The 19,744-nt window shown below is 35.1% G+C and carries 15 protein-coding genes; 5 read left to right on the top strand and 10 right to left on the bottom strand.

The features are described from left to right. The first annotated feature begins 62 nt into the window (after positions 1 to 62). The 3 genes from A5821_RS13510 to A5821_RS13500 all read left to right on the top strand — a co-directional run bounded on the left by A5821_RS13510 (position 63) and on the right by A5821_RS13500 (position 3,964). Positions 63 to 1,961 carry a beta-glucoside-specific PTS transporter subunit IIABC gene (locus A5821_RS13510; protein ID WP_086315273.1) on the top strand — a complete coding sequence of 633 codons (1,899 nt, stop codon included), beginning with the start codon at positions 63 to 65 and terminating at the stop codon, positions 1,959 to 1,961. A 46-nt stretch (positions 1,962 to 2,007) separates the two neighbouring features. Then, positions 2,008 to 3,432, top strand: a complete 1,425-nt coding sequence (locus A5821_RS13505; RefSeq protein ID WP_086315272.1) for a glycoside hydrolase family 1 protein — start codon at positions 2,008 to 2,010, stop codon at positions 3,430 to 3,432. Between the two features lie 145 nt (positions 3,433 to 3,577). Beyond that, entirely contained in the window at positions 3,578 to 3,964 is a 387-nt protein-coding gene (locus A5821_RS13500) for a VOC family protein (protein WP_086315271.1), read from the top strand. Positions 3,965 to 4,067: 103 nt separating this feature from the next. Here A5821_RS13500 and A5821_RS13495 read toward each other — a convergent pair whose 3' ends face one another. The 7 genes from A5821_RS13495 to A5821_RS13465 all read right to left on the bottom strand — a co-directional run bounded on the left by A5821_RS13495 (position 4,068) and on the right by A5821_RS13465 (position 13,964). Continuing rightward, positions 4,068 to 5,126 (bottom strand): DUF4179 domain-containing protein, encoded by a 1,059-nt coding sequence (locus tag A5821_RS13495; protein ID WP_086315270.1) that lies wholly within the window; start codon positions 5,124 to 5,126, stop codon positions 4,068 to 4,070. Further along, entirely contained in the window at positions 5,123 to 5,638 is a 516-nt protein-coding gene (locus A5821_RS13490) for a sigma-70 family RNA polymerase sigma factor (RefSeq protein ID WP_086315269.1), read from the bottom strand. Before A5821_RS13490 ends, A5821_RS13495 begins: the two co-directional genes overlap by 4 nt. A gap of 188 nt (positions 5,639 to 5,826) precedes the next feature. Further along, positions 5,827 to 7,641 carry a collagen binding domain-containing protein gene (locus tag A5821_RS13485; protein WP_339098760.1) on the bottom strand — a complete coding sequence of 605 codons (1,815 nt, stop codon included), beginning with the start codon at positions 7,639 to 7,641 and terminating at the stop codon, positions 5,827 to 5,829. A gap of 302 nt (positions 7,642 to 7,943) precedes the next feature. Then, positions 7,944 to 9,650, bottom strand: coding sequence for a cache domain-containing sensor histidine kinase (locus A5821_RS13480; RefSeq protein WP_170923042.1), 1,707 nt, complete (start codon positions 9,648 to 9,650; stop codon positions 7,944 to 7,946). A 5-nt stretch (positions 9,651 to 9,655) separates the two neighbouring features. Beyond that, the gene (locus tag A5821_RS13475) at positions 9,656 to 10,417 is read right to left on the bottom strand and encodes a response regulator transcription factor (protein WP_086315266.1); all 762 of its coding nucleotides are present in this window, start codon (positions 10,415 to 10,417) and stop codon (positions 9,656 to 9,658) included. Positions 10,418 to 10,814: 397 nt separating this feature from the next. Next, positions 10,815 to 13,022: a leucine-rich repeat domain-containing protein gene (locus A5821_RS13470; protein ID WP_086315265.1), complete on the bottom strand. Its 2,208-nt coding sequence runs from the start codon at positions 13,020 to 13,022 to the stop codon at positions 10,815 to 10,817. A 258-nt stretch (positions 13,023 to 13,280) separates the two neighbouring features. After that, positions 13,281 to 13,964 (bottom strand): replication initiation protein, encoded by a 684-nt coding sequence (locus A5821_RS13465; RefSeq protein ID WP_086315264.1) that lies wholly within the window; start codon positions 13,962 to 13,964, stop codon positions 13,281 to 13,283. A 260-nt stretch (positions 13,965 to 14,224) separates the two neighbouring features. Between A5821_RS13465 and A5821_RS13460 the strand changes: the two genes are divergently transcribed. Further along, positions 14,225 to 14,944 carry an SDR family NAD(P)-dependent oxidoreductase gene (locus tag A5821_RS13460; RefSeq protein ID WP_086315263.1) on the top strand — a complete coding sequence of 240 codons (720 nt, stop codon included), beginning with the start codon at positions 14,225 to 14,227 and terminating at the stop codon, positions 14,942 to 14,944. A 111-nt stretch (positions 14,945 to 15,055) separates the two neighbouring features. Here A5821_RS13460 and A5821_RS13455 read toward each other — a convergent pair whose 3' ends face one another. Continuing rightward, complete coding sequence (locus tag A5821_RS13455; protein ID WP_086315262.1) at positions 15,056 to 15,922, bottom strand: hypothetical protein; 867 nt, start codon at positions 15,920 to 15,922, stop codon at positions 15,056 to 15,058. 238 nt (positions 15,923 to 16,160) lie between these two features. Here A5821_RS13455 and A5821_RS13450 point away from each other — a divergent pair, with 238 nt between their 5' ends. Then, complete coding sequence (locus A5821_RS13450; protein ID WP_086315261.1) at positions 16,161 to 17,159, top strand: linear amide C-N hydrolase; 999 nt, start codon at positions 16,161 to 16,163, stop codon at positions 17,157 to 17,159. A gap of 82 nt (positions 17,160 to 17,241) precedes the next feature. On the opposite strand, the gene A5821_RS13445 is transcribed toward A5821_RS13450, so the two are convergent. Together A5821_RS13445 and A5821_RS13440 are read right to left on the bottom strand one after the other, a co-directional pair. Then, a complete protein-coding gene (locus A5821_RS13445; protein WP_170923041.1) occupies positions 17,242 to 18,642 on the bottom strand; it encodes a MucBP domain-containing protein in 1,401 nt (466 codons plus the stop codon). 122 nt (positions 18,643 to 18,764) lie between these two features. Continuing rightward, positions 18,765 to 19,502, bottom strand: coding sequence for a helix-turn-helix domain-containing protein (locus tag A5821_RS13440; protein WP_086315259.1), 738 nt, complete (start codon positions 19,500 to 19,502; stop codon positions 18,765 to 18,767). Positions 19,503 to 19,744 lie beyond the last annotated feature (242 nt).

Below are 19,744 nucleotides of genomic sequence, written 5' to 3'. Positions count from 1 at the left end.
ATCGTGACATTAAGTTGGCGAGACCTCTGAATAAAAATAACTAAACATTTGGAGGAACGAAAATGGGTAAATATGAAGAACTTGCAAAAAACATTGTCAAAGAAGTCGGAGGTAAAGAAAACGTCAATTCTTTAACCAACTGTATCACACGCCTTCGATTTAAATTGAAAGATGAAAGTAAGGCAAACACTGAAGTTTTAAAAAATATGGATGGTGTTGTGACAGTCATGCAGGCTGGTGGACAATATCAAGTCGTGATTGGAAATCATGTGCCTGATGTCCGTAAAGATGTCGATGCAGTATTAGGTGTGCTAGAAGCTCCGACTGAGTCTGGGCCAAAAGGAAATTTATTTGATCAATTTGTTGATATGATTTCCTCTATTTTCCAACCGATTTTAGCGCCACTGTCTGCAGCCGGTATGTTAAAAGGGGTTAATGCCATTTTAATTTTCGCGTTAGGGGCTGGCTTTGCGGAGTCGTCGACATCAGCTATTTTTAATGCGATGGGTGACGGATTATTCAAATTCTTGCCAATCTTTATTGGTTACACAGCAATGAAAAAATTTGGCGGCTCACCCTTCCTTGGGATGCTGATCGCATCAAGTTTAGTCTATCCTGGATTTTTAGAAGGTGCAGCTACTGCTCAGTTTGCTGAAACGGGAGGGCTTAATTTCTTTGGTATTCCATTCTCTATTCCGCCTGCTGGTTATGGTTCTACGGTTATGCCGATTATTGCAGCGGTAGCTTTTGCTGCCTTTTTAGAAAAGCAATTAAGAAAAGTTATTCCTGACGTTATTAAGTTGTTCATTGTTCCATTTTTAACAGCGCTTGTAACCATTCCATTAACATTCTTAGTGATCGGACCAGTCATGAATACTGTTTCTGACGCCTTAGGAAACGGCTTACTTTCTATTCAAAGTTTCAGCCCAATTTTATTCGGTGCTATTCTTGGTTTCTCTTGGCAAATTCTTGTTATGTTCGGTTTACATTGGGCACTTATTCCATTTGCCATTATCGCGTTATCTCAAGGTGATCCAACATCATTATTAACACCATCAGGTAGTGTGAGTTTTGCTCAAACTGGTGCGGTATTAGCGGTCATGTTGAAAACTAAAAATGCTAAATTAAAAGAATTATCGATCCCCGCTTTTATTTCAGGTATCTTCGGTGTAACTGAACCAGCTATTTACGGTATCACTTTACCTAGAAAAAAACCTTTCTGGGCCTCTTGTATTGTTGGGGGTGTTACAGGTGCCATCGCTATGGGACTAGGCATGCAAGGCTATCAAATGGGCGGCTTAGGAATATTCCGCTATCCAAGTTCTATCTCACCAGATGGCGATGTTACATTTGCGATTTACGCAATGATTTTGGATGCGTGTGCTCTAGCAGCTGGTTTTGGTTTAGCATGGGTTTTAGGCTTTAAAGATGATGAACCGACAATTCAATTATCAAAAGAAGAAGCAAAATTAGCCGCAACCGGACAAAAAAAGAAACTAGCAAAAGATGAAGTATATTCTCCAGCAGAAGGAAAAGTCCTTCCTTTAAGCCAAGCAAGAGACGCAGCATTTTCAGAAGGAATCATGGGTAAAGGTGTAGTGATCGAACCAACGAATGGCGAAATTGTGGCACCATTCGATGGAACTGTGATGACCCTGTTTCCTACAAAACATGCGATTGGTTTAATTTCAGATAATGGAACTGAATTATTGATCCATATTGGAATCGACACTGTTCAATTAGATGGTGAAGGATTTGAATCATTTGTTGAACAAAATGCACGAGTTAAAAAAGGCGACAAATTAGTAACCTTCGATATTAAAGCGATTGAAGAAGCAGGTTACAGTACACAAGTACCAATTATTATTACAAATACACCAGATTATACAGATGTAATTGCAACTTCTGAGACATCGATCAAGCAAGGAAATCTTTTAATCACTGCGATCATTTCAAATTAATCGTTTTGAATCAAGACCAATTTTATTTATAAAGGAGTAGAAATACATGAGTTTTCCAAAGAATTTTTTATGGGGCGGCGCCACAGCCGCCAACCAATGCGAAGGAGCATGGAATGAAGACGGCAAAGGGGATTCGATTTGCGATCATAATCGTGCTGGAAGTCGAACAGCCAATACACATCGGACATTCGATTTAGAGATCGATACAGGCCAATATTACTATCCTAGCCATACTGGGATCGATTCTTACCACCGCTATAAAGAAGATATCGCTTTATTTGCAGAAATGGGCTTTAAAGTGTATCGAATGTCGATTGCTTGGTCACGAATTTTTCCTAATGGAGATGAAGCTACGCCAAATGAAGCGGGTTTACAATTTTATGATGAGGTCTTCGATGAGTTAGCGAAATATGGTATTGAACCACTTGTGACGATTTCCCACTTTGAACTGCCTTTTCATTTAGGGAAAACTTATGATGGCTTTTTAGATAAACGAACGATTGGCTTTTACGAAAACTATGCAACCACTCTGTTTGAGCGTTATAAAGATAAAGTAAAATACTGGCTAACATTCAACGAAATCAATTTTGGGACAATGGATCATGGCAAACGAATCAATGGTTTATTTAATCGTGAGTATACTGAAACTGAACAGTATCAAGCCTTACACAATGTCTTTTTAGCTTCTGCTAAAGCCGTTGTTGCAGGACATAAAATCAACCCAGACTTTAAAATCGGCTGTATGTTAGCCTATATCACCATGTATCCAAAAACTTGTCGACCAGAAGATGTGTTAAAAACACAACAAATCAATGAAAAATTCAACTTTTTCTGTGGGGATGTACAAGTCAAAGGAAAATATCCTTATTTCATGAAACGTTATTTTGAAAAGAACAATATTCAGGTAGAAATAACAGAAGAAGATAAAGCCTTGTTGAAAGCTGGAACTGTTGATTATTATACGTTTAGTTATTACATGACCACTTGTATTACAGATGATTTAGAAAAACGGAATGATAAAACAGGTGGCAATCTGTTTGGCGGCGTCTCAAATGAATACCTTGAAACCAGTGACTGGGGTTGGCAAATCGATCCTATTGGGCTACGCTATACCTTAAACCAAATCTATTCTCGCTATGAAGTACCATTAATGGTCGTAGAAAATGGACTTGGTGCCTTTGATAAAGTAGAAGCGGACGGTTCGATCAATGATGATTATCGAATCGATTACTTCAAACAACATATTATTGAAATGGAAAAAGCGATTGATGATGGTGTTGATTTGATTGGGTATACGCCTTGGGGTTGTATTGATCTAATCAGTGCTGGAACTGGTGAAATGAGTAAGCGTTATGGGTTTATCTATGTTGATCGTGACGACGAAGGCAATGGGTCGCTTGATAGAAGCCGAAAAAAATCATTTTATTGGTACAAACAAGTGATTGAATCAAATGGTGGAAATCTCGCCTAGTGAACATTTTTTCTCTCTGATTTTCTAGAAAAATAAAAACTGTGTAAGTAGTTTTCCAAGCGAGTCTACTTACACAGTTTTTTTAAGCACATCAATTGTAATTATACTAAAATCTGCTATCTTACACTTAAGGAGAGTGAAGGAAATGAAACAACCAATAACGTTTATTTCAGTAACAGAACATGCTAAAAAGCAAATGGATTTTTATGTTGACGTTTTTCCAAACACTACGATTCAATCCACAACTTATTATGATACGTTTCCAGAACGTGTGTTGAATGGACAATTAGATTTAAACGGCACTTTGATTTATTTTTTAGAGATGGGACCTGAAAATCCCGTTACGCCTGGTTGGAACCTCTCATTATTTGTAGAAATGGACACTGAAGAAGAGTTTGACCAAATTTTTTCAGCACTTTCTGCTGAAGGTGTTGTGATTATGGGACCAGAAGCAGCTGGCATTTTCAAAAAAGTGACGTGGCTGACAGATAAATTCGGTGTCACTTGGCAGTTCGTATTTGCTGGTAAATAAAAAAGCCGCTTCCAGCTTTATCTAGTAAGGAAGCGGTAAACACATGTTGATTTTACGGGTAAAGTCAGTGCTCGCAGCATTGACTTTTTCCTTTTCAAGTAAACTACTGACGCTTAAATTCGACCTCAGTATTCCCATAATGAAGTAGCAACAAATCTGCTTGATCATATCCTGGGTAATCAAAAATCACCTGATAATACTGTTTTCCACCTTTTTCATCAGTGCTAATTTCTCTTAGCAAATAACGCTCTTCTTGTCCATTGATTGTAGCTTGCAGCCAGATATCATCTATATCGACTAATTCATTAAACCTCTTATCACTTGTTGTCAGCACAAACGAATTTGGATACACTAGACCCGACACTATTTCTGACCATGAAGGATCGGTCGGAGCAAAGTCAAATGCATCAAATGATTTGATTTTTGACGTATCAATCGGCAATTCCCACATACCTTGAAGCTCTTCGAATATTTTTCCTTCTTTTCTTCCTGGGCTATCATCCATAGGATACATCGCAGTTAAACGATTAATGACGATTACTGCATTCTCCAATGCTGGTACATTTCCGTCACTTGCGCGAAGTCGATAAGTTAATTCTAGCTGATTTGTACTGTGGTCAAAATGAGAATCAGATACAATTGAATGAAATAGATTCAAATTCTCATGTGATTCTGACAAACCACTTTTCAAATCAACCAGATAACGACCATCACCATTTTTAAGCGCAAAGTTGATCCCATAATTATCGAGCGTTTTATCAGTGAATTTTGACTTTTTCGGAACTTCGATCGTAAAATGCAGGCCTATTTCATTTTGATCTGCATAGACTTCATTTAACTTGATTTCAATATCTTCATTTAATGCTTTTGTACTTTGTTGTGTGACGAATCCTTTATCTTGAAGGGTCTTAGAGGTGAACTGCCCGAGATGTAAGAAATTGGTCACGGCTTTACCAATCGGCGTAAAAGCTAACGAAAGTCCTAGTAATAGGATTGCCGCAAGTACAACGAATGGTAGAATTTTTTTCTTTTTAGGATGCACTCGTTTCTTTTCTTGAGAAATTTTTTGGTATGCTGTATCAAATGCTTGACGAGCTTCTTGAGAGAGTACTTGATTTTCTTGCATGGTCTTGTTCAACTCTTCTTCAAAATCTTTCATCATACTATTCCTCCTTCAGATCCGATATAATCTTTTTGCAATAATGCGCGCCCTCGGGCTAAACGAGATTTGATCGTTCCAGTGGGTTCAGTTAAAATCTCACTGATTTCCTTTACTGAAAAACCATTGTAATAATACAAGACAAGAGGAATCCGATAAATTGGTTTGAGTCCACTCAGTAAGTCATTCATTCCTAAATGCTCTGTCTCTTGATTATCAACTAAAAACGGATAATCCTCTATATCAAAAGAAGGCTCCAAGTTCAATAACTTCTTACATTGATTGATCATTATTCGACAGATCCACGTATTAAAATATTTTGGATTTTTAAGTTGATCTATTTTTTGGTACGCAGTGATCACTGTTTCTTGCAGTACATCTGCTATATCTTGTTCATTCGATAAAAACCGCCTAGCCATATTATAAAGTACAATTTCATACCCTTGAATCAATTGAATGAATGCCTCTTGATTCCCCTTTTGAGCTTTTTTAACTAAAAACACATCATTTGCCAAGTAAAATACTCCCTTCATCTCCAACAGTTAATTTGAACCTTATATCTATTAGAGTCTCAAAAAACGTAAATGGTTGCATCAAAATTATAAAACAGTGATATTTATATACATAGCACTATTTTTAGGATATATAAATAAAGGATAAAACAAATAGTCGGTGCTACTTGTTTTATCCTTTATCCTATTCTTTATTTAGTTACTTTTTTACGAATTAGTACATAAGCACCAACTGCCATCATGATTACTATCAACCCAGCAATCATTACGGCATAGCTATCTTTACTGCCAGCTTTAGGTAATTGTCCTTTTGATTGATTTTTAGAAGCATTCAACAGGACTTTATCAGCTTTTGGTTTTACTTTTTCTTCTTTAACTGGTATTAGTTCACCTTCTGCATGTCCGCTAGGGTTGATTTCTTCTTGTTTGCTTGATTTATCTTCACTCGTTTCCTTAGGGTCATTGATGCGTATTTCTGGTTGTTCTTCTTTGGCTTTATTTAGTTCTTCTTCTTGCGTTTCTTTCGCTTGTTCTTCTGGGATTAGTGGTGTAATTTCCTCTAGTTCTCCTGATTCATCTTCAATCACTTCGACTTGCTCACCAACGTGGATTTCTGGTTGTTCTTCTTTAGCTTGGTTTAGCTCTTCTTCTTGTGTTTCTTTCGCTTGTTCTGCTGGATCTAGCGGTATAATTTCTCCCACTTCTCCTGATTCGTCTTCAATCACTTCAACTTGCTCGTCGATGTGGATTTCTGGTTGTTCTTCTTTAGCTTGGTTTAGCTCTTCTTCTTGTGTTTCTTTCGCTTCTTCTGTTGGATCTAATGGTGTAATTTCTCCCATTTCTCCTGATTCGTCTTCAATCACTTCAACTTGCTCGCCAATGTGGATTTCTGGACGTTCTTCTTGTGCAACATTTAGTTCTTCTTCTTGTTCTTTCTTTGCTTGCTCCGTTGGATCTAGCGGCGCAATTTCTTCTAGTTCACTTGACTCATCTTCAATATTTTCTTCCTCTACGATTGCTTCTTTAATAGGTTGATTTTCATCACCAATTGCATTACCGTCTAAAAAGATATTTTTCACTTTATGAGCAGCGATTTCGTAGATTGGTTTTTGGTATAACACTTGATAATCAACTTGGCAATCATTCGTAAAGTTTGGTTGCTTTTTCCCAGCTTCTGTTATTGTTGCTGTATACATAATTGTAAATGAAGCCAAACGTGCTTTTTCACGATACAAACGAATGACAAAAGCATTATCTGCTCCAAACTCCACTGTCCCGTATCCTTGATTTATAAATTCTTCCAAACTTAGTGCTGATCGACCTAAATAATTATCCACCGTAAATACAAAACTATCTTGATTTAATACTTGACCGCCACCAGATTTGTCTGTTAAAACGATATCTTTAGCTAGATCGCTCTTCGTTAAATTTGCATTTAAAAACCAACGAATTTGGCCTGATTTCCCCAGTAAATCACCCGTTTTATAAAAGAACGGTTTTTCCCCTTCGACGCCACCACCAGAGTGTCCTTTAACAACAATATTTTTTATACTGATTGACGTTCCTAAATTTACGGGTACTTCTTTTACTGTATTTTCCTCAACATTTGTCACACGAACGCCAAATGTGAATTCTCCGCGAACGCGCTCTAATTGACTCACTTTTTCATTAAATGTACAAATAACTTTATCTTTATATACTCGAACTATTCCTAATCCGTTTAAATATATTTCACGTGGTGTATCATTAGAATCTGTCAATCCCTCTAATTCTTTTGGTAAAGACAACGTCAAAACATCACCTGCTTTAAGCTTTGCACCTGCTTTTTCGCTAAATGTTACATGGATAGATGTCAATTCCCCATCCATCAATTCTGTCTTATCAAATTGAATTGTATCAATAAATCCTGCCTTGCTTAGTTCGGCAGCTAACGAATGTTCTCCAAACCCAACTAATCCTAAGAAACCTACAACCATTACTAGACACCATGATAATTTTTTTAACATCTTTTATACATCGTTCCTTCCTCTAATTGATATAGACCAATATGTATTCTCCATTGCGTTTATAAAAAGCACTTTTTTGATGTTAAACAATATATATATTCAAGTCAAATCATATACATTTTTGCACATTATTTTATAATAAAGCTCTTAAAGTAATATATTCAGCTCGTTAGAAGACCAAACCACGCCTTCCCTCTCTCTACGTATCAGCTATTTTTTTGCCTTCAGTCATTTTGCTGATAATAGTAAAAAAAGCCGCTTGAAATTTCAAGTGACTTCCTTATCCTTAAATTTGTGTGTGTTTAATAACGTGGTAACTTCAACAAGACATGTGTATACTGATTTGGTTCAGTACGGATTTTCATTTCATAGTCAGATCCATATTGTAAGCTAAGCCGCTCATCAATGTTACTCAGACCAATACCTCCAAGTTTAGTACAAGCATGTTCATGCTCTTGATCTAAACGATACCCCTTACCATTGTCGCAAATTTCGATATAAAAACTAGCATGATCTGCTCTTGTACGAATAGTAATCAGCCCAGGTCTATTGATTTCCTTGATTCCATGGTAAATTGCATTTTCAACAATCGGCTGTATCACAAGTTTTGGTAATTGATAATCAGATAAACGTGGATCTTCGATTATTTCATATGTCAATTGCTCACCATAACGTTGTTGCTGAATAAATAGATATTGACGTACATGTTCTATTTCATTTTTCAGAAGAATCATTTCATTCCCCTGGTTCAGCGACAATCTGAAAAAATTAGCTAATGATTTAGTTGTTTCAACTACTTTTTTGGTATCATTGAACTCTGCCATCCAAATAATCGTATCTAACGTGTTATATAGAAAATGAGGATTGATTTGGCTAGCCAGTGTTTGTATTTCATACTTGTGAATTGCCTGTTCTTTGGCTTTTACTTCTAATACTAACTGCTCCATCTGCATCAACATGAGATTGAAACTGCGGGCAAGACTCCGAATTTCATCAGGACCTGATTCTACAACTTGTGCATCTGATAAACCTGATACAACATGTTTCATTGAATGTTCAAGGGTTCGCATCGGTTTAGTTAGTCCTCTAATAACAAATACACTCCCTATAAAAATAACTAAAAACATTAGCACTCCAACCATTGTCATCTTCCACCACATATTACTTGAAATCATAGTCAACTCTTCTAAAGAAGCAACTCCTATTAACCGCCATCCCGCTTCCACAATTAATTGATGATAAACAAGTTGTTGTGCCTTCTCGTCATACCCTGTTTTACGTCTACTATCAAGTTGAACCTGAGTTTGGCGCTTTTGCTCTGAAAAAACAGTATCATTCTGATGATAAACGAGTTCTTCACGATCATTAATCATAAAAACATACCCTTTTTGTCCAATATTTAACTGTCTTAAATAATTTTCTATCCCTTTAGAATCAATATCCAACCGAATCACACCAATTTTCTGATCCTCGTCAGTGACGATTTCTTTAGTAATAGAAATTATCCACTCTTCTTCACTGCCCTTTACTGTCTGTTTCCTAGCAGAAGTTACGATTGTCATACCATCTATGTTAATTCCTTGTTTACGCCATTCTTCCTCTAAATTTTTTTTTGACTTTAACACTTCAACAGACCCTTCATTAGATACAAAACGACCATCTTTTGTTAATAAAATAGCTGAGATCAAAGAATCATCTGTCGCAAGCATGTTGGTCAGTACGTTCAATGCTTGAGCACGGCTTTCTGGATTATCTGCCGCCATAAATTCTTTAACATCTGAACTAATGGCAATGGCTGTTGCGACCTGCTTCAAACGTTTGATATAGTCATTGACATAATCACCACTGCGCTCAATTGTATTTATCGTATCTTCTTGCGCCTTCTTTAACATGATCGCAGACGTATTATACGTCGTTGAAACGCCGTAATAAACTAATAGAATAAGCGTCGTTAGGAAAAAATAATGGCTGATTTGGACAGACAGTGAACGCCACTTGAGTTTACTCAAGAGCCTCATCGTTGTACCGCCTCTTTTTTATATTGCCTCGGCGATACCCCTGTCACTTGTTTGAAACGTAAAGAAAAATAATTAACATCTTCAAATCCAACTTTTACAGCAATTTCATAGTTTTTGAGTGGTGTTGCAAGTAACAATACTTTCGCTTGTTCGATTCGCTTTTTACTGACATAATCTTGAAATGTTGTGCCTAGTGTTTTCTTGATCACACTGCTCAAATAACTCGCATTATAGCCCAACTTATTTGCCAACCATGTTAATGATAATAAGGGGTTACTTAGTTGCTCTTCAATGATTTGTTTCACTGTATCTGCTAACGTACTATCTTTCCTAGCACCCTCTTTAGTCACACGTACATCGCTCAGTTGTTGACACAATTGATCTGACTTTATCTTGTTGATCGATCGAATCAATAACCCTTCGATTTCTTGTCTTGTTACTGGTTTTAAAATATAATCATCTGCCCCTAATTTTATAGCAGTCACAGCATAGTCAAAATAATCATATCCTGTTAAAAATATGATTACCGTTTTCGGCAAAAATAATTTGACCTTCTTAGCAAAAGTTAAGCCATCCAAATAAGGTAAATTGATGTCTGTCAAAATAATGTGAGGGCTTTCTTTTTTGACAATCTCAAGAGCCTTTTTCCCATCACCCGCTTCAAATATTTGATCGATTTCCAACCCTTTAAAATCAATCAACGTTACAATCCCTTTACGTACCAAAGGTTCATCCTCTATAACCAAAAGTTTATACATGCTATTCCCTTCTTTCTTTACCTCAAATATAAAAAACTCCTTTATTTATCATAACAAATAAAGAAGTTTTTTATATATTTTTTTGTAACTTTTAGAAATAATTAGTAATCATCTTTTTTTTATTTAGAAATATTACAGTTTAAATTATCTAATAGAGAAAAATCAGTTGTTTTAGTTCCTATAAGATTCAAGTTTTTTAAACCTAATCTATTGCTCCAACACTCGCTTATTCCCTATAACCTCTTATCTTGATAATCCACTAACTGCTAATACAAGTATTATCACAGATCTCAATACTTTTAAATCTAATTCATATCTCTTCCTGTTGTTACTAATTATCTTTTTTTATTATTAATATCTTTGGGAGTTCCCCTAAACATCTTGTTAGTTTTAACATTTAAGGTAATCCTTTTTTATGAAGAAATGGTAATTCATCTAGAGGTGAATAGTCAGCAATCGGATTCCTATCAAGAGACAAATTAAACATTTTTTTCAAGGTTTTCAAAGGCTCAATATCTACAATTTGATTTGATCTTAATCTTAGTAGCTCAAGATTTGTTAATTCATTCAATGGTGAGACATCTACGATCTGATTAGAATCCAAGTTTAGACTGCTCAAATTAACCAAAGTTTTCAATGGAGAGATATCAGTGATTTGATTTCTTGATAAAGACAAACTACTTAAATTACTCAGTGAAGAGAGCTCTGTAATATCAACAACCTGATTGGAAATTATAGACAAATGAGTAAGATTACTTAATGTAGCGACCCCTGAGATATCAGCGATTTGATTGTAATCGAGAGTCAAATATTTTAGATTTTTTAGGAGTTTCAATGCTGAGGTATTTGTTACTTTATTGTTTCCAAGTCCCAGAATTTCTAAATTTTCCAAAGATTTCAAAGAGTCAAGTTCGACTATCTCATTTATGCCAAGAAATAACTGTTTTAAGTTCGATAAAGTTGCCAATGATGAAATATCTGTAATTTCGTTGCCAACTAATGATAATTTAGTTAATTTCTTTAATGGTACTAAAAATTCAAGGTTAGTGATTCGGTTTGTTCTTAGATTTAAATCTATTAATTGGGTCAGTTTACTAACACTTGAAAAATCTTTAATACTAGTTCCCTGAATATCTAAAATTTCAAGACTTGTTAAATTTTCAAAACCTGATATATCTGTAAGTTTATAACTTCCTAGACGAAGCTCTTTTAATTGTTTCAATTCAGAAAGTCTATTTATTTTTGTAAGTTCATTTCCTTGAATGGTAAGTTTTGTTAGTTGCTTTAGTGCAGAAAGTGAATTTACTTCTTTGACTTTGTGTCCCCATATCCTTAAATCGGTTAGTTGTTCTAAGTTAGATAATGGAGAAATATCTGTAAAATCACCTTGTAAATCTAATTCTTTCAACTGTTTTAAGTTTGAAATTGGCGAGATATCTGTAAGTTTATTTTCAGAAATACTAAGATCTTCCAACTGTTTAATAGAAGCTATCCAACTAATGTCTGACATCTCATTCCCAGATAATCTAAGTTTTTTCAGTTGTCCCATCTTTCCTAACTCTGAATAACCTAATATATTAGAATTCTTAATCCCATATAATCCCAATGTTTCTAAAGAACTCAATTCTCCTAGAGGACTAATGTCACTGATGTTAGATGGACCGTTAATAAATAATTCTTTCAGTTTTTTTAATTGACCAATTCCTTTAAATTTTAATGGAACATCCCCTTTTTGCCAGATATTATCTATTATCATTTTTTCTATATTAGAAAGGCTAAAAATTGGCTGTAAGTCACTTACTTCACTACTGTATAGTTCAAACTTCTTTAATTTTGTTAAACGCTCAGCTCCTTCAAGATTAAGCGTATCTCCTTTTTGGGCACTTCCTCTATAAGTAAAATCTTCTAAAGTTTGCAATTGATATACTTCACTAATATCTTTCAAATTTCCTGTAGACCTCAAGTGTAGTTTTTTTAGATTCGTAAAATTTTCTACTCCTGCTAAACTTTCTAATTTGGAAATAGAAAGATATAATGTCTCAAGATTTTTTAAGGAAGTTATTTTGGAAAAATCCTTCACCTCTTCCACGTCAATACTTAGATATTGAAGGTTTGTTAAATATTGTATCCCTTCAAAATCAGTAATGTTAATTAAGTAATTCAATTTTTTGATACCACTTAACTCATCTGTTGTTACTTGAGAAGTAACCTCTTTATCTAAAATGACAGCAATTTCTGAAGCTAAGTTTTTTTCTGGAAAAACCTCAGAAATTGTTCCCAACACAGGATCGGCATCTGCATACGCTAATCCCTGATCTTTAATCTTTTTTAGCGTAGCAGCTCCAATTCCCTTAACCTTACTCAATTCGTCCAGTGACGCATACGGTCTTGAAGCAACAATTCTCTGCGCAAGTACTGCTCCGATTCCTGAAATTTTCTGCAAGTCTTCTATACTTGCACTGTTAATATCAACTTGCCCGACTTGTGCCGTTGCTTCAATACTTTCTTGTGCTCGAGCAAGCTCACCTTTTGATAATCCACCAACCGATAATACAAGCATCATCATAATGGAAATCAATACTTTTAATTCTTTTTTCTTTCTCAATTTTTGTCTCCTCCTTTTTTTCAGCAATAGTTTTTTGATTAACGGATGTTCAGAGACCTTAATTGACTCCGAACTTTGCTAAATAAATCATCTATCGGCTACCTTTTGCATCAATCAAATCATAACTATATGTACAGTTTATATTATAAAATCCAATTCTTATATAGAGAATCATTATAAAAATATAGAGTTTAATCAGGTCTTTCTATTCGTCAAATAAAAGAGTCACCGAAAAATTTCAGTGACTCTTTTTAGCATTTATGGTCTACTCTTATCAAATTTAAAAATATACCCTCGAACTTTATTCCCTTGTGTCTTACTATATTTTTTTTCCACTTCTAAATGCCTAAAATACTTACTTAACTCCTCAATCGATGGCTTTAAAATCTTTTGATCGATTTGTCCAACTTGGTAATTCTCAGGAACCCCGAGTAAAAAGGTCAAATTCTCAAACGACACTTCCCAGTACCCTTTTTTTTCAGCCTGTTTTAACAAACGATATAGATTTTTTGCATATTTCTTTTTCACCGAAATAAATTCTTCTAAAGAAAAACAAGTAGCATTGGCATGTACTTGATTTAACAGGCATGTGAATTTGGGATTAAAACAGGCTTGGATTGCTTTCTCTTTTTCAAGAAATGTAAAATCTTCAAAAATCATAAAACGTTCTAAACCAACCTGGTCATCGTCCGTATACATATGCAGATAATTGGTCTTCGTCAGTTTTTGATACATATTATTTAAATCCTTTAAGAACCTCGTGTTAGAGGTTGAGGTATAGTGGGCCAAATGTTTTAAATCATCCCATTTCAAATAAATTTGTTCGTGTTGCTCTTCTTTTGTTCTACTTAATAGAGAAAAAAACAAGTTGAATTCATTCGCATTGAAGGTCCCTAGTGAGACCGTATTCAACTCATTTTTATACTTTACATAGTCATGCATTCTAAAACCTGCTTTCTCTCACTTACTTGAAGGCTATTATAGTCAGTTTCATTTTACAAAGCAAGTTCACATACAAAAAGGTACTGATTAACCTCTGTTATCTACACATCTTTCTCCAGCCTATATAGCTTATAAAGCCTTTAGATTTAAGGTCTTGCTTCCCTTACTTCATTTTCCCAACACTTATTTGCGCTGACAAGATCTGTAAGCGATGCTATTCTTTGGAAGTAATTTAACTACACAACGGAAGGATGTTTTTTATGAGTAAATCAATTATTATCGTAGGTGCAGGTCCAGGAGTTGGCTTTGAAACAGCAAAAAAATATGGTTCTCAGGGTTATAAAGTCGGATTGATCAATATTTTGGAACCCGTTTTAATTGAGTTGAAAGATGAACTAGAACAAGATGGTATTACTGTTTATTATGAAACTGCTGATGCAAGCAACACAGCAGAATTAAATCAAGCAATCGATCGTCTAGTTACACAGCTCGGCGGTTTAACTACTTATTTCTATAATGTTCCCGGACCTTTAGGAAAATCCTACATGCCATTGAGCGAAGCACCTGAATCATTATTCTCTTTATTTTTACAACTAAGAGTCACTTCTGTCTTAACTTCTGTTCAACATGTATTGCCTTATTTAGAAGAAAGTCATGGCTCTGTGTTGATCTCTAGTGGGCAATCAGACCGAATTGCTTATCCTTATACCGGCATCATGGGAACAGCTCAAGCTGCATTGAAAATGTTGATGACCCATCTAAGTCAAGAGCTAAAAGAAAAAGATATTTTTGTTGGTTACTTCCCATTAGATAATCCACCTGTGATCACTGATGAGAAAAAAGAAGCAAAGCGTGAAGACTTACCTGGTGGTTTTGAATTGACTAAAGAAATGAGAATCACAGCTAAAGACGTGGCGGAAGTTATTTTCAAAGAAGATGTACTTAGAGAAAATTTTGATGTTCGCGTCCAAAAAGCTTAATAATTTTTTTTGTTCTCTAAAACATAGTTTTAAAGTTATCCACTACTAAAAATCAAACAATAAAGCGACCATAAATGAATGATCCGTCTATGGTCGCTTTATTATCGATTTTTACTTCTGTTTATCCTTAGTCAAAAGTTCAATTAACTCTTGTTGCTGCTCGATCACTTCTACCAATCGTTCGTTCAACTCTATTTGACGACTTCTTTTCGTCCGCTGCAACTTCGTTTCTAGCCACTGACTATTTTTAAAGATGCGAATTCCTTCTGTTATGTGACCTGCTAAAATAATAGCAACAGCACTAAGACTCAATCCAACTAGCCAATTCTTCAAAACAAGTAACTGTTCCCATGTTTCCTGAACAAGATTTGGAATACCCGCAATATTTCTGGTTGTGTGAATCAATTCTTTCAATTGCTCCAACAAGGACATAACACTTGGAATCAACTGATCTAAAGTAAAGGTAGACTGGCGGAAGATATCTGAGAGTTTTTCCTGAAAACGATTAAGTTCTTGTACACTCAGACTATTGATTCGCTGATCGATCACTGTATAAGTTTGATACATTTCTATTGTCATTTTTGTTAATACGGTTAAAAGAGCAATCACTAAAAATAAATAACCTATCACTAATAATTTCTCACTCAAATGCCACTGATCCTTTTTTCTTAATCGCCATAAAAGGTACCCCACAAGCACTAATCCCGCTAACATAACAATAGTCTGGATAATAATCAGTAGGCTCAAATTCGTTACTACCTGACTAACTTTGTCTGACAATCCTGCTTGCCAATCTTTAGATGAAAAAAAAGTTAGCACATTATTGACCGTGATTCGAAAAGATTTCCGAATAATAGTTTCAATAAATCCTCGCTGATTGATTACTAAAAATAATAGTATGACCAGATAAATCAGACTACTTAAATGGACAATCGCTCTTAAACGACCCCTTTTAGTAAAATATTCTCTCACCACCATAAATCCCCCTCGGATAAATAACTAAATAAAATATGATTATATAGTAGCATTATAACAAAAAAGTAAATACTGATACACTTTCACCAACATTAAGCTGCTAGAATTTCTATAGTATTTATTTGATTATAACTTTAAACTACGTTAAACTTTTAGAAAGTTCACTTTAGCTTAAATTATTCTATAATCTTATTTTTTTAGATAAACTATTTATTTCATTAAAAAGAGGGAGCGATAATCTATGTGCACAAGTGTTACGATGATGACGAAAGATCAACATGTTTTATTAGCAAGAACAATGGATTTTGCGGTTGTTCTTGAGGCCGAACCAACGTTTATTCCGCGGAATAAATTTATATTCGTTAACGATGAAAGCTATGATCGCAAAAACGACTATGCTTTTGTAGGAATGGCGCGACAAGTAGATAAAGAACACTTTGTTTTTGCTGATGGTTTAAATGAAAAAGGCCTTTCCTGCGCAGCCCTCTATTTTTCAGGTTATGCTGATTATAATAGTCAAGATACTTCAAAAAAATATACTTTAGCACCACACGATGTTGTGCCGTTTTTACTTTCTACTTGTTCCACTATCGAAGAAGTAACACGTACGATGGAAAATGCCCAAGTTGAAGACACAGCCTTAGATTTTCTAGGAATCGTCTTACCTCTTCATTGGGTCATCACGGATAAAACAGGGAAAAGTATTGTCATTGAATATACAGAACAAACATTACACATCCACGAAAATACGATCGGCGTTATGACCAATAGTCCTGATTACAAATGGCATACAACAAATTTAAGAAATTATATTGGGCTTCAACCTGAACAAAAAACAGAAGTTCATTTAAAAGATATGGTCATGAAACCGTTCGGTGAAGGAACGGGTGCCTTTGGTCTGCCTGGTGATTTTACTCCGCCATCAAGATTTGTCAGAGCGGTCTTCTTAAAAGCTTGCTTACAGGATGTCCAAACAGAATTAGATGGCGTTACCTCTATGTTTCATGTGCTTGCTAATGTTGATATCCCTAAAGGTGTTGTAAAAACAACGCAAGCTTATGACTATACGCAATATACTTCTGTTATGGTCAATAGCTCATTGAATTATTATTACAAAACATACAATAATCAACGGATTCGCTGTATTCAATTAGAAAACGAAGACTTTGACGCTACTTCTGGGAAAATTTGGTCTAATGGTGATTCGGAAGATATTTTATATCGAAATAGCAAAAAATAATCACTTTAAAAAAACAATTAACGGGAGTGACACACCACACTAATTTAGTGATGTGTCACTCCCGTTAATCTTTTCTGGCTCTTTATCTATTTTTTATTCGGAAACCGAAAATCAAACTAAATAGAAACAAACTCAGCATTCCAGCCGATAAAATCACTGTATTTTGCTCTGCTGCTCCCGTTTTGGGTAGTTGTGATTGCGCTTGTTCTTGTTGTTGCTGTTGCGATTGTTCTTTATTTACGTTATTTATTTCTGGTTCAATTGGATCTGTTTTTACTTTTTCATAAATAAATGTCATTTCCTTAGGTTGCTCTGTAAAAATTCCTGTGTCATCCCCAAGTACTTCTTTTAACTGATAACCTGCGATTTCCTTATCAATTTCATAACGAGTTCCAACGTCTCCTGTTAGAGTAATACTTGGCTTTAACGTCGTTCCATCTTGATCTTTGAAATTGGCAGTAACACTTGATAGCGTCGGAACATGAATGATGGTTGTTGTCACACTATTAGATTGTAATGTAAAAGGTTGTTGGGCTAAACTAGTCACACCTTCTAAGGACACGTTTTGATCGATTGAAGTTTGATTTTCTCCAGTTACTTTTACTTGATAACTAAATGTTATTTTTTCGTTTTCAGGTATATCAGTAAACGAATAGGCAAATTCACGACCATTCCAAGCACTATCGTCAATCGGAAGTTCATTGATCTTTGTCGTATTTGGCAGGTATTCAACACCATCAGGCAAACTGTTTTTAAGGACACTTTCCCCAACTTTACCTCCGCTGTTCTCTGCTGTTAAAGTATACGTCAAAATATCGCCAACTTTGGCTTCTGAATTACTAACCGTTAGCGGCATCTGGAAATCAGGTGCTACAAAAAGGTTTTGTTCAGCTAAGGATAATGGAATCGGTGAGAATGGCTTGATGCCGCCAGCGCCATCTGAAGTCTCACCAGTGAACAAACCAGGCAGATCAACATTACCAGTGATATTCCCTACTTTTACTTTAAAATAGTAGTATACCTCCATACTGCCTGATAATGACCCTTTAAAAGGAAGATTCATTTCATTTGGAAAATCAGGCATAATACTAGAAAGACCTTCATCACTAAGATGGGTTGGAGGCAGATCGTTGGAACCAACATAAAATGATTCTGCCGCATACTCCAAACCTTCATTGAACCAAAAAATAATATTATGATCATAAATCTCTTGATTATTATCGAATTCTTTTAGTTGATATCTCATAGAAAAAAGATACGTTTCACCTATCTTTAATGGTATATTCGCGTCTATGGGCTGCCCATCTTCTTGGAGTAGTTGATACTTCACCGCTAATTCACCTGGCATACTGATTCTATCTGCCCTTGCTAAAGAATCGGATTGGGGCAATTCCAAAGCCGCTACATGGTCAACGTGGGTAAAAGTCATTAAGATAAACATGATTAGGACAGCTAGTATGCTCGTCCATTTTTTTTGTTTCATTTCTAATGTTCTCCTTCTAAAATACATTTTGATTAACAATGACTTTACCACACTAAACCTGTCTTTACAATTCAGTTTTTACCAGGTAACAGCTTATTTTGATTCATCGCTAAGTAAAATCATCAGCTAATGATTTCTTTTCTTTTCCTGACAGTCTCTTTCAGCAATTCTGTATATTCTTTTTGGTGTTTTTTCAAATACTCTTTCAAAGACTCTTCTTTTTCTTTTGACCAACTCGAATCACTTTTTATTACGTTTCCAGCCTCATCTACTTCAACAGTTGCACTGTATGTCACGTTTGGATCATTATCCTTTGCAATAATGACATAGCGTTTATTGCCTTCTTTAACTTCAACAACGAGTTTACCTTTTCTAGCAATTACCCATGGATGATGTTCAGATAAAGGAATCGGATTGAACCCTGTCTCAAGAATATATGTTGAATATAAGACATCTGCTTCTTTTAAAGCATAACTCCCTGCGTATTTGTAATCATCCTGCTTCCAAGAGTGCGCTGCAAGATTCTTTAAGTAGCGTTGTTCATCCATTCTCAACTTACCGTTAAACCCTACATAAATCACAGCAAGTATTCCAATTACGATCAAAATTCGCTTATAGTATTTATTCCATTTCACTTTTTTAGATAAATCTTTTGCCATTTCTGTATCCTCCCGTAATAAATTATCAAGAGAGATACCGAACAAATCGCTGATTGCTACAATCGTTTCTAAATCCGGATAATTTCTTCCGACTTCCCAACTTGAGACAGTCGAACGCGAAACATTTAATAAGTCACTTAATTGTTCTTGTGTTAATTCTTTCTTTAGTCGTTGCTCTTTGATTTTATCACCTATGTTCACGGTATCACCTCCTTCTTTTTTATTATCTTGATAACTTATAATAAAAGATAGCTACTTTTCGTATCATACTGAAATGTCGCACTGATACAATTCGTGTCATGTTGATCTATCAAGGTTTAAAGGACTCTGCACCTTCATATTATAGCAAATAAATACGCAGGCTATTTCCTGTTTAAATAAAAAACTACAATCAAAAACGTGTAAAAATCACAAGTTTTTTGATCGTAGTTTTTCTGTTACTT

The organism is Enterococcus sp. 7F3_DIV0205, from assembly GCF_002141365.2.
In the GTDB taxonomy this organism is placed as follows: Bacteria; Bacillota; Bacilli; order Lactobacillales; family Enterococcaceae; genus Enterococcus_L; species Enterococcus_L palustris.
Note: the sequence above shows the minus strand (reverse complement) of the source record. Positions and strands in the feature narration are given on the sequence as shown.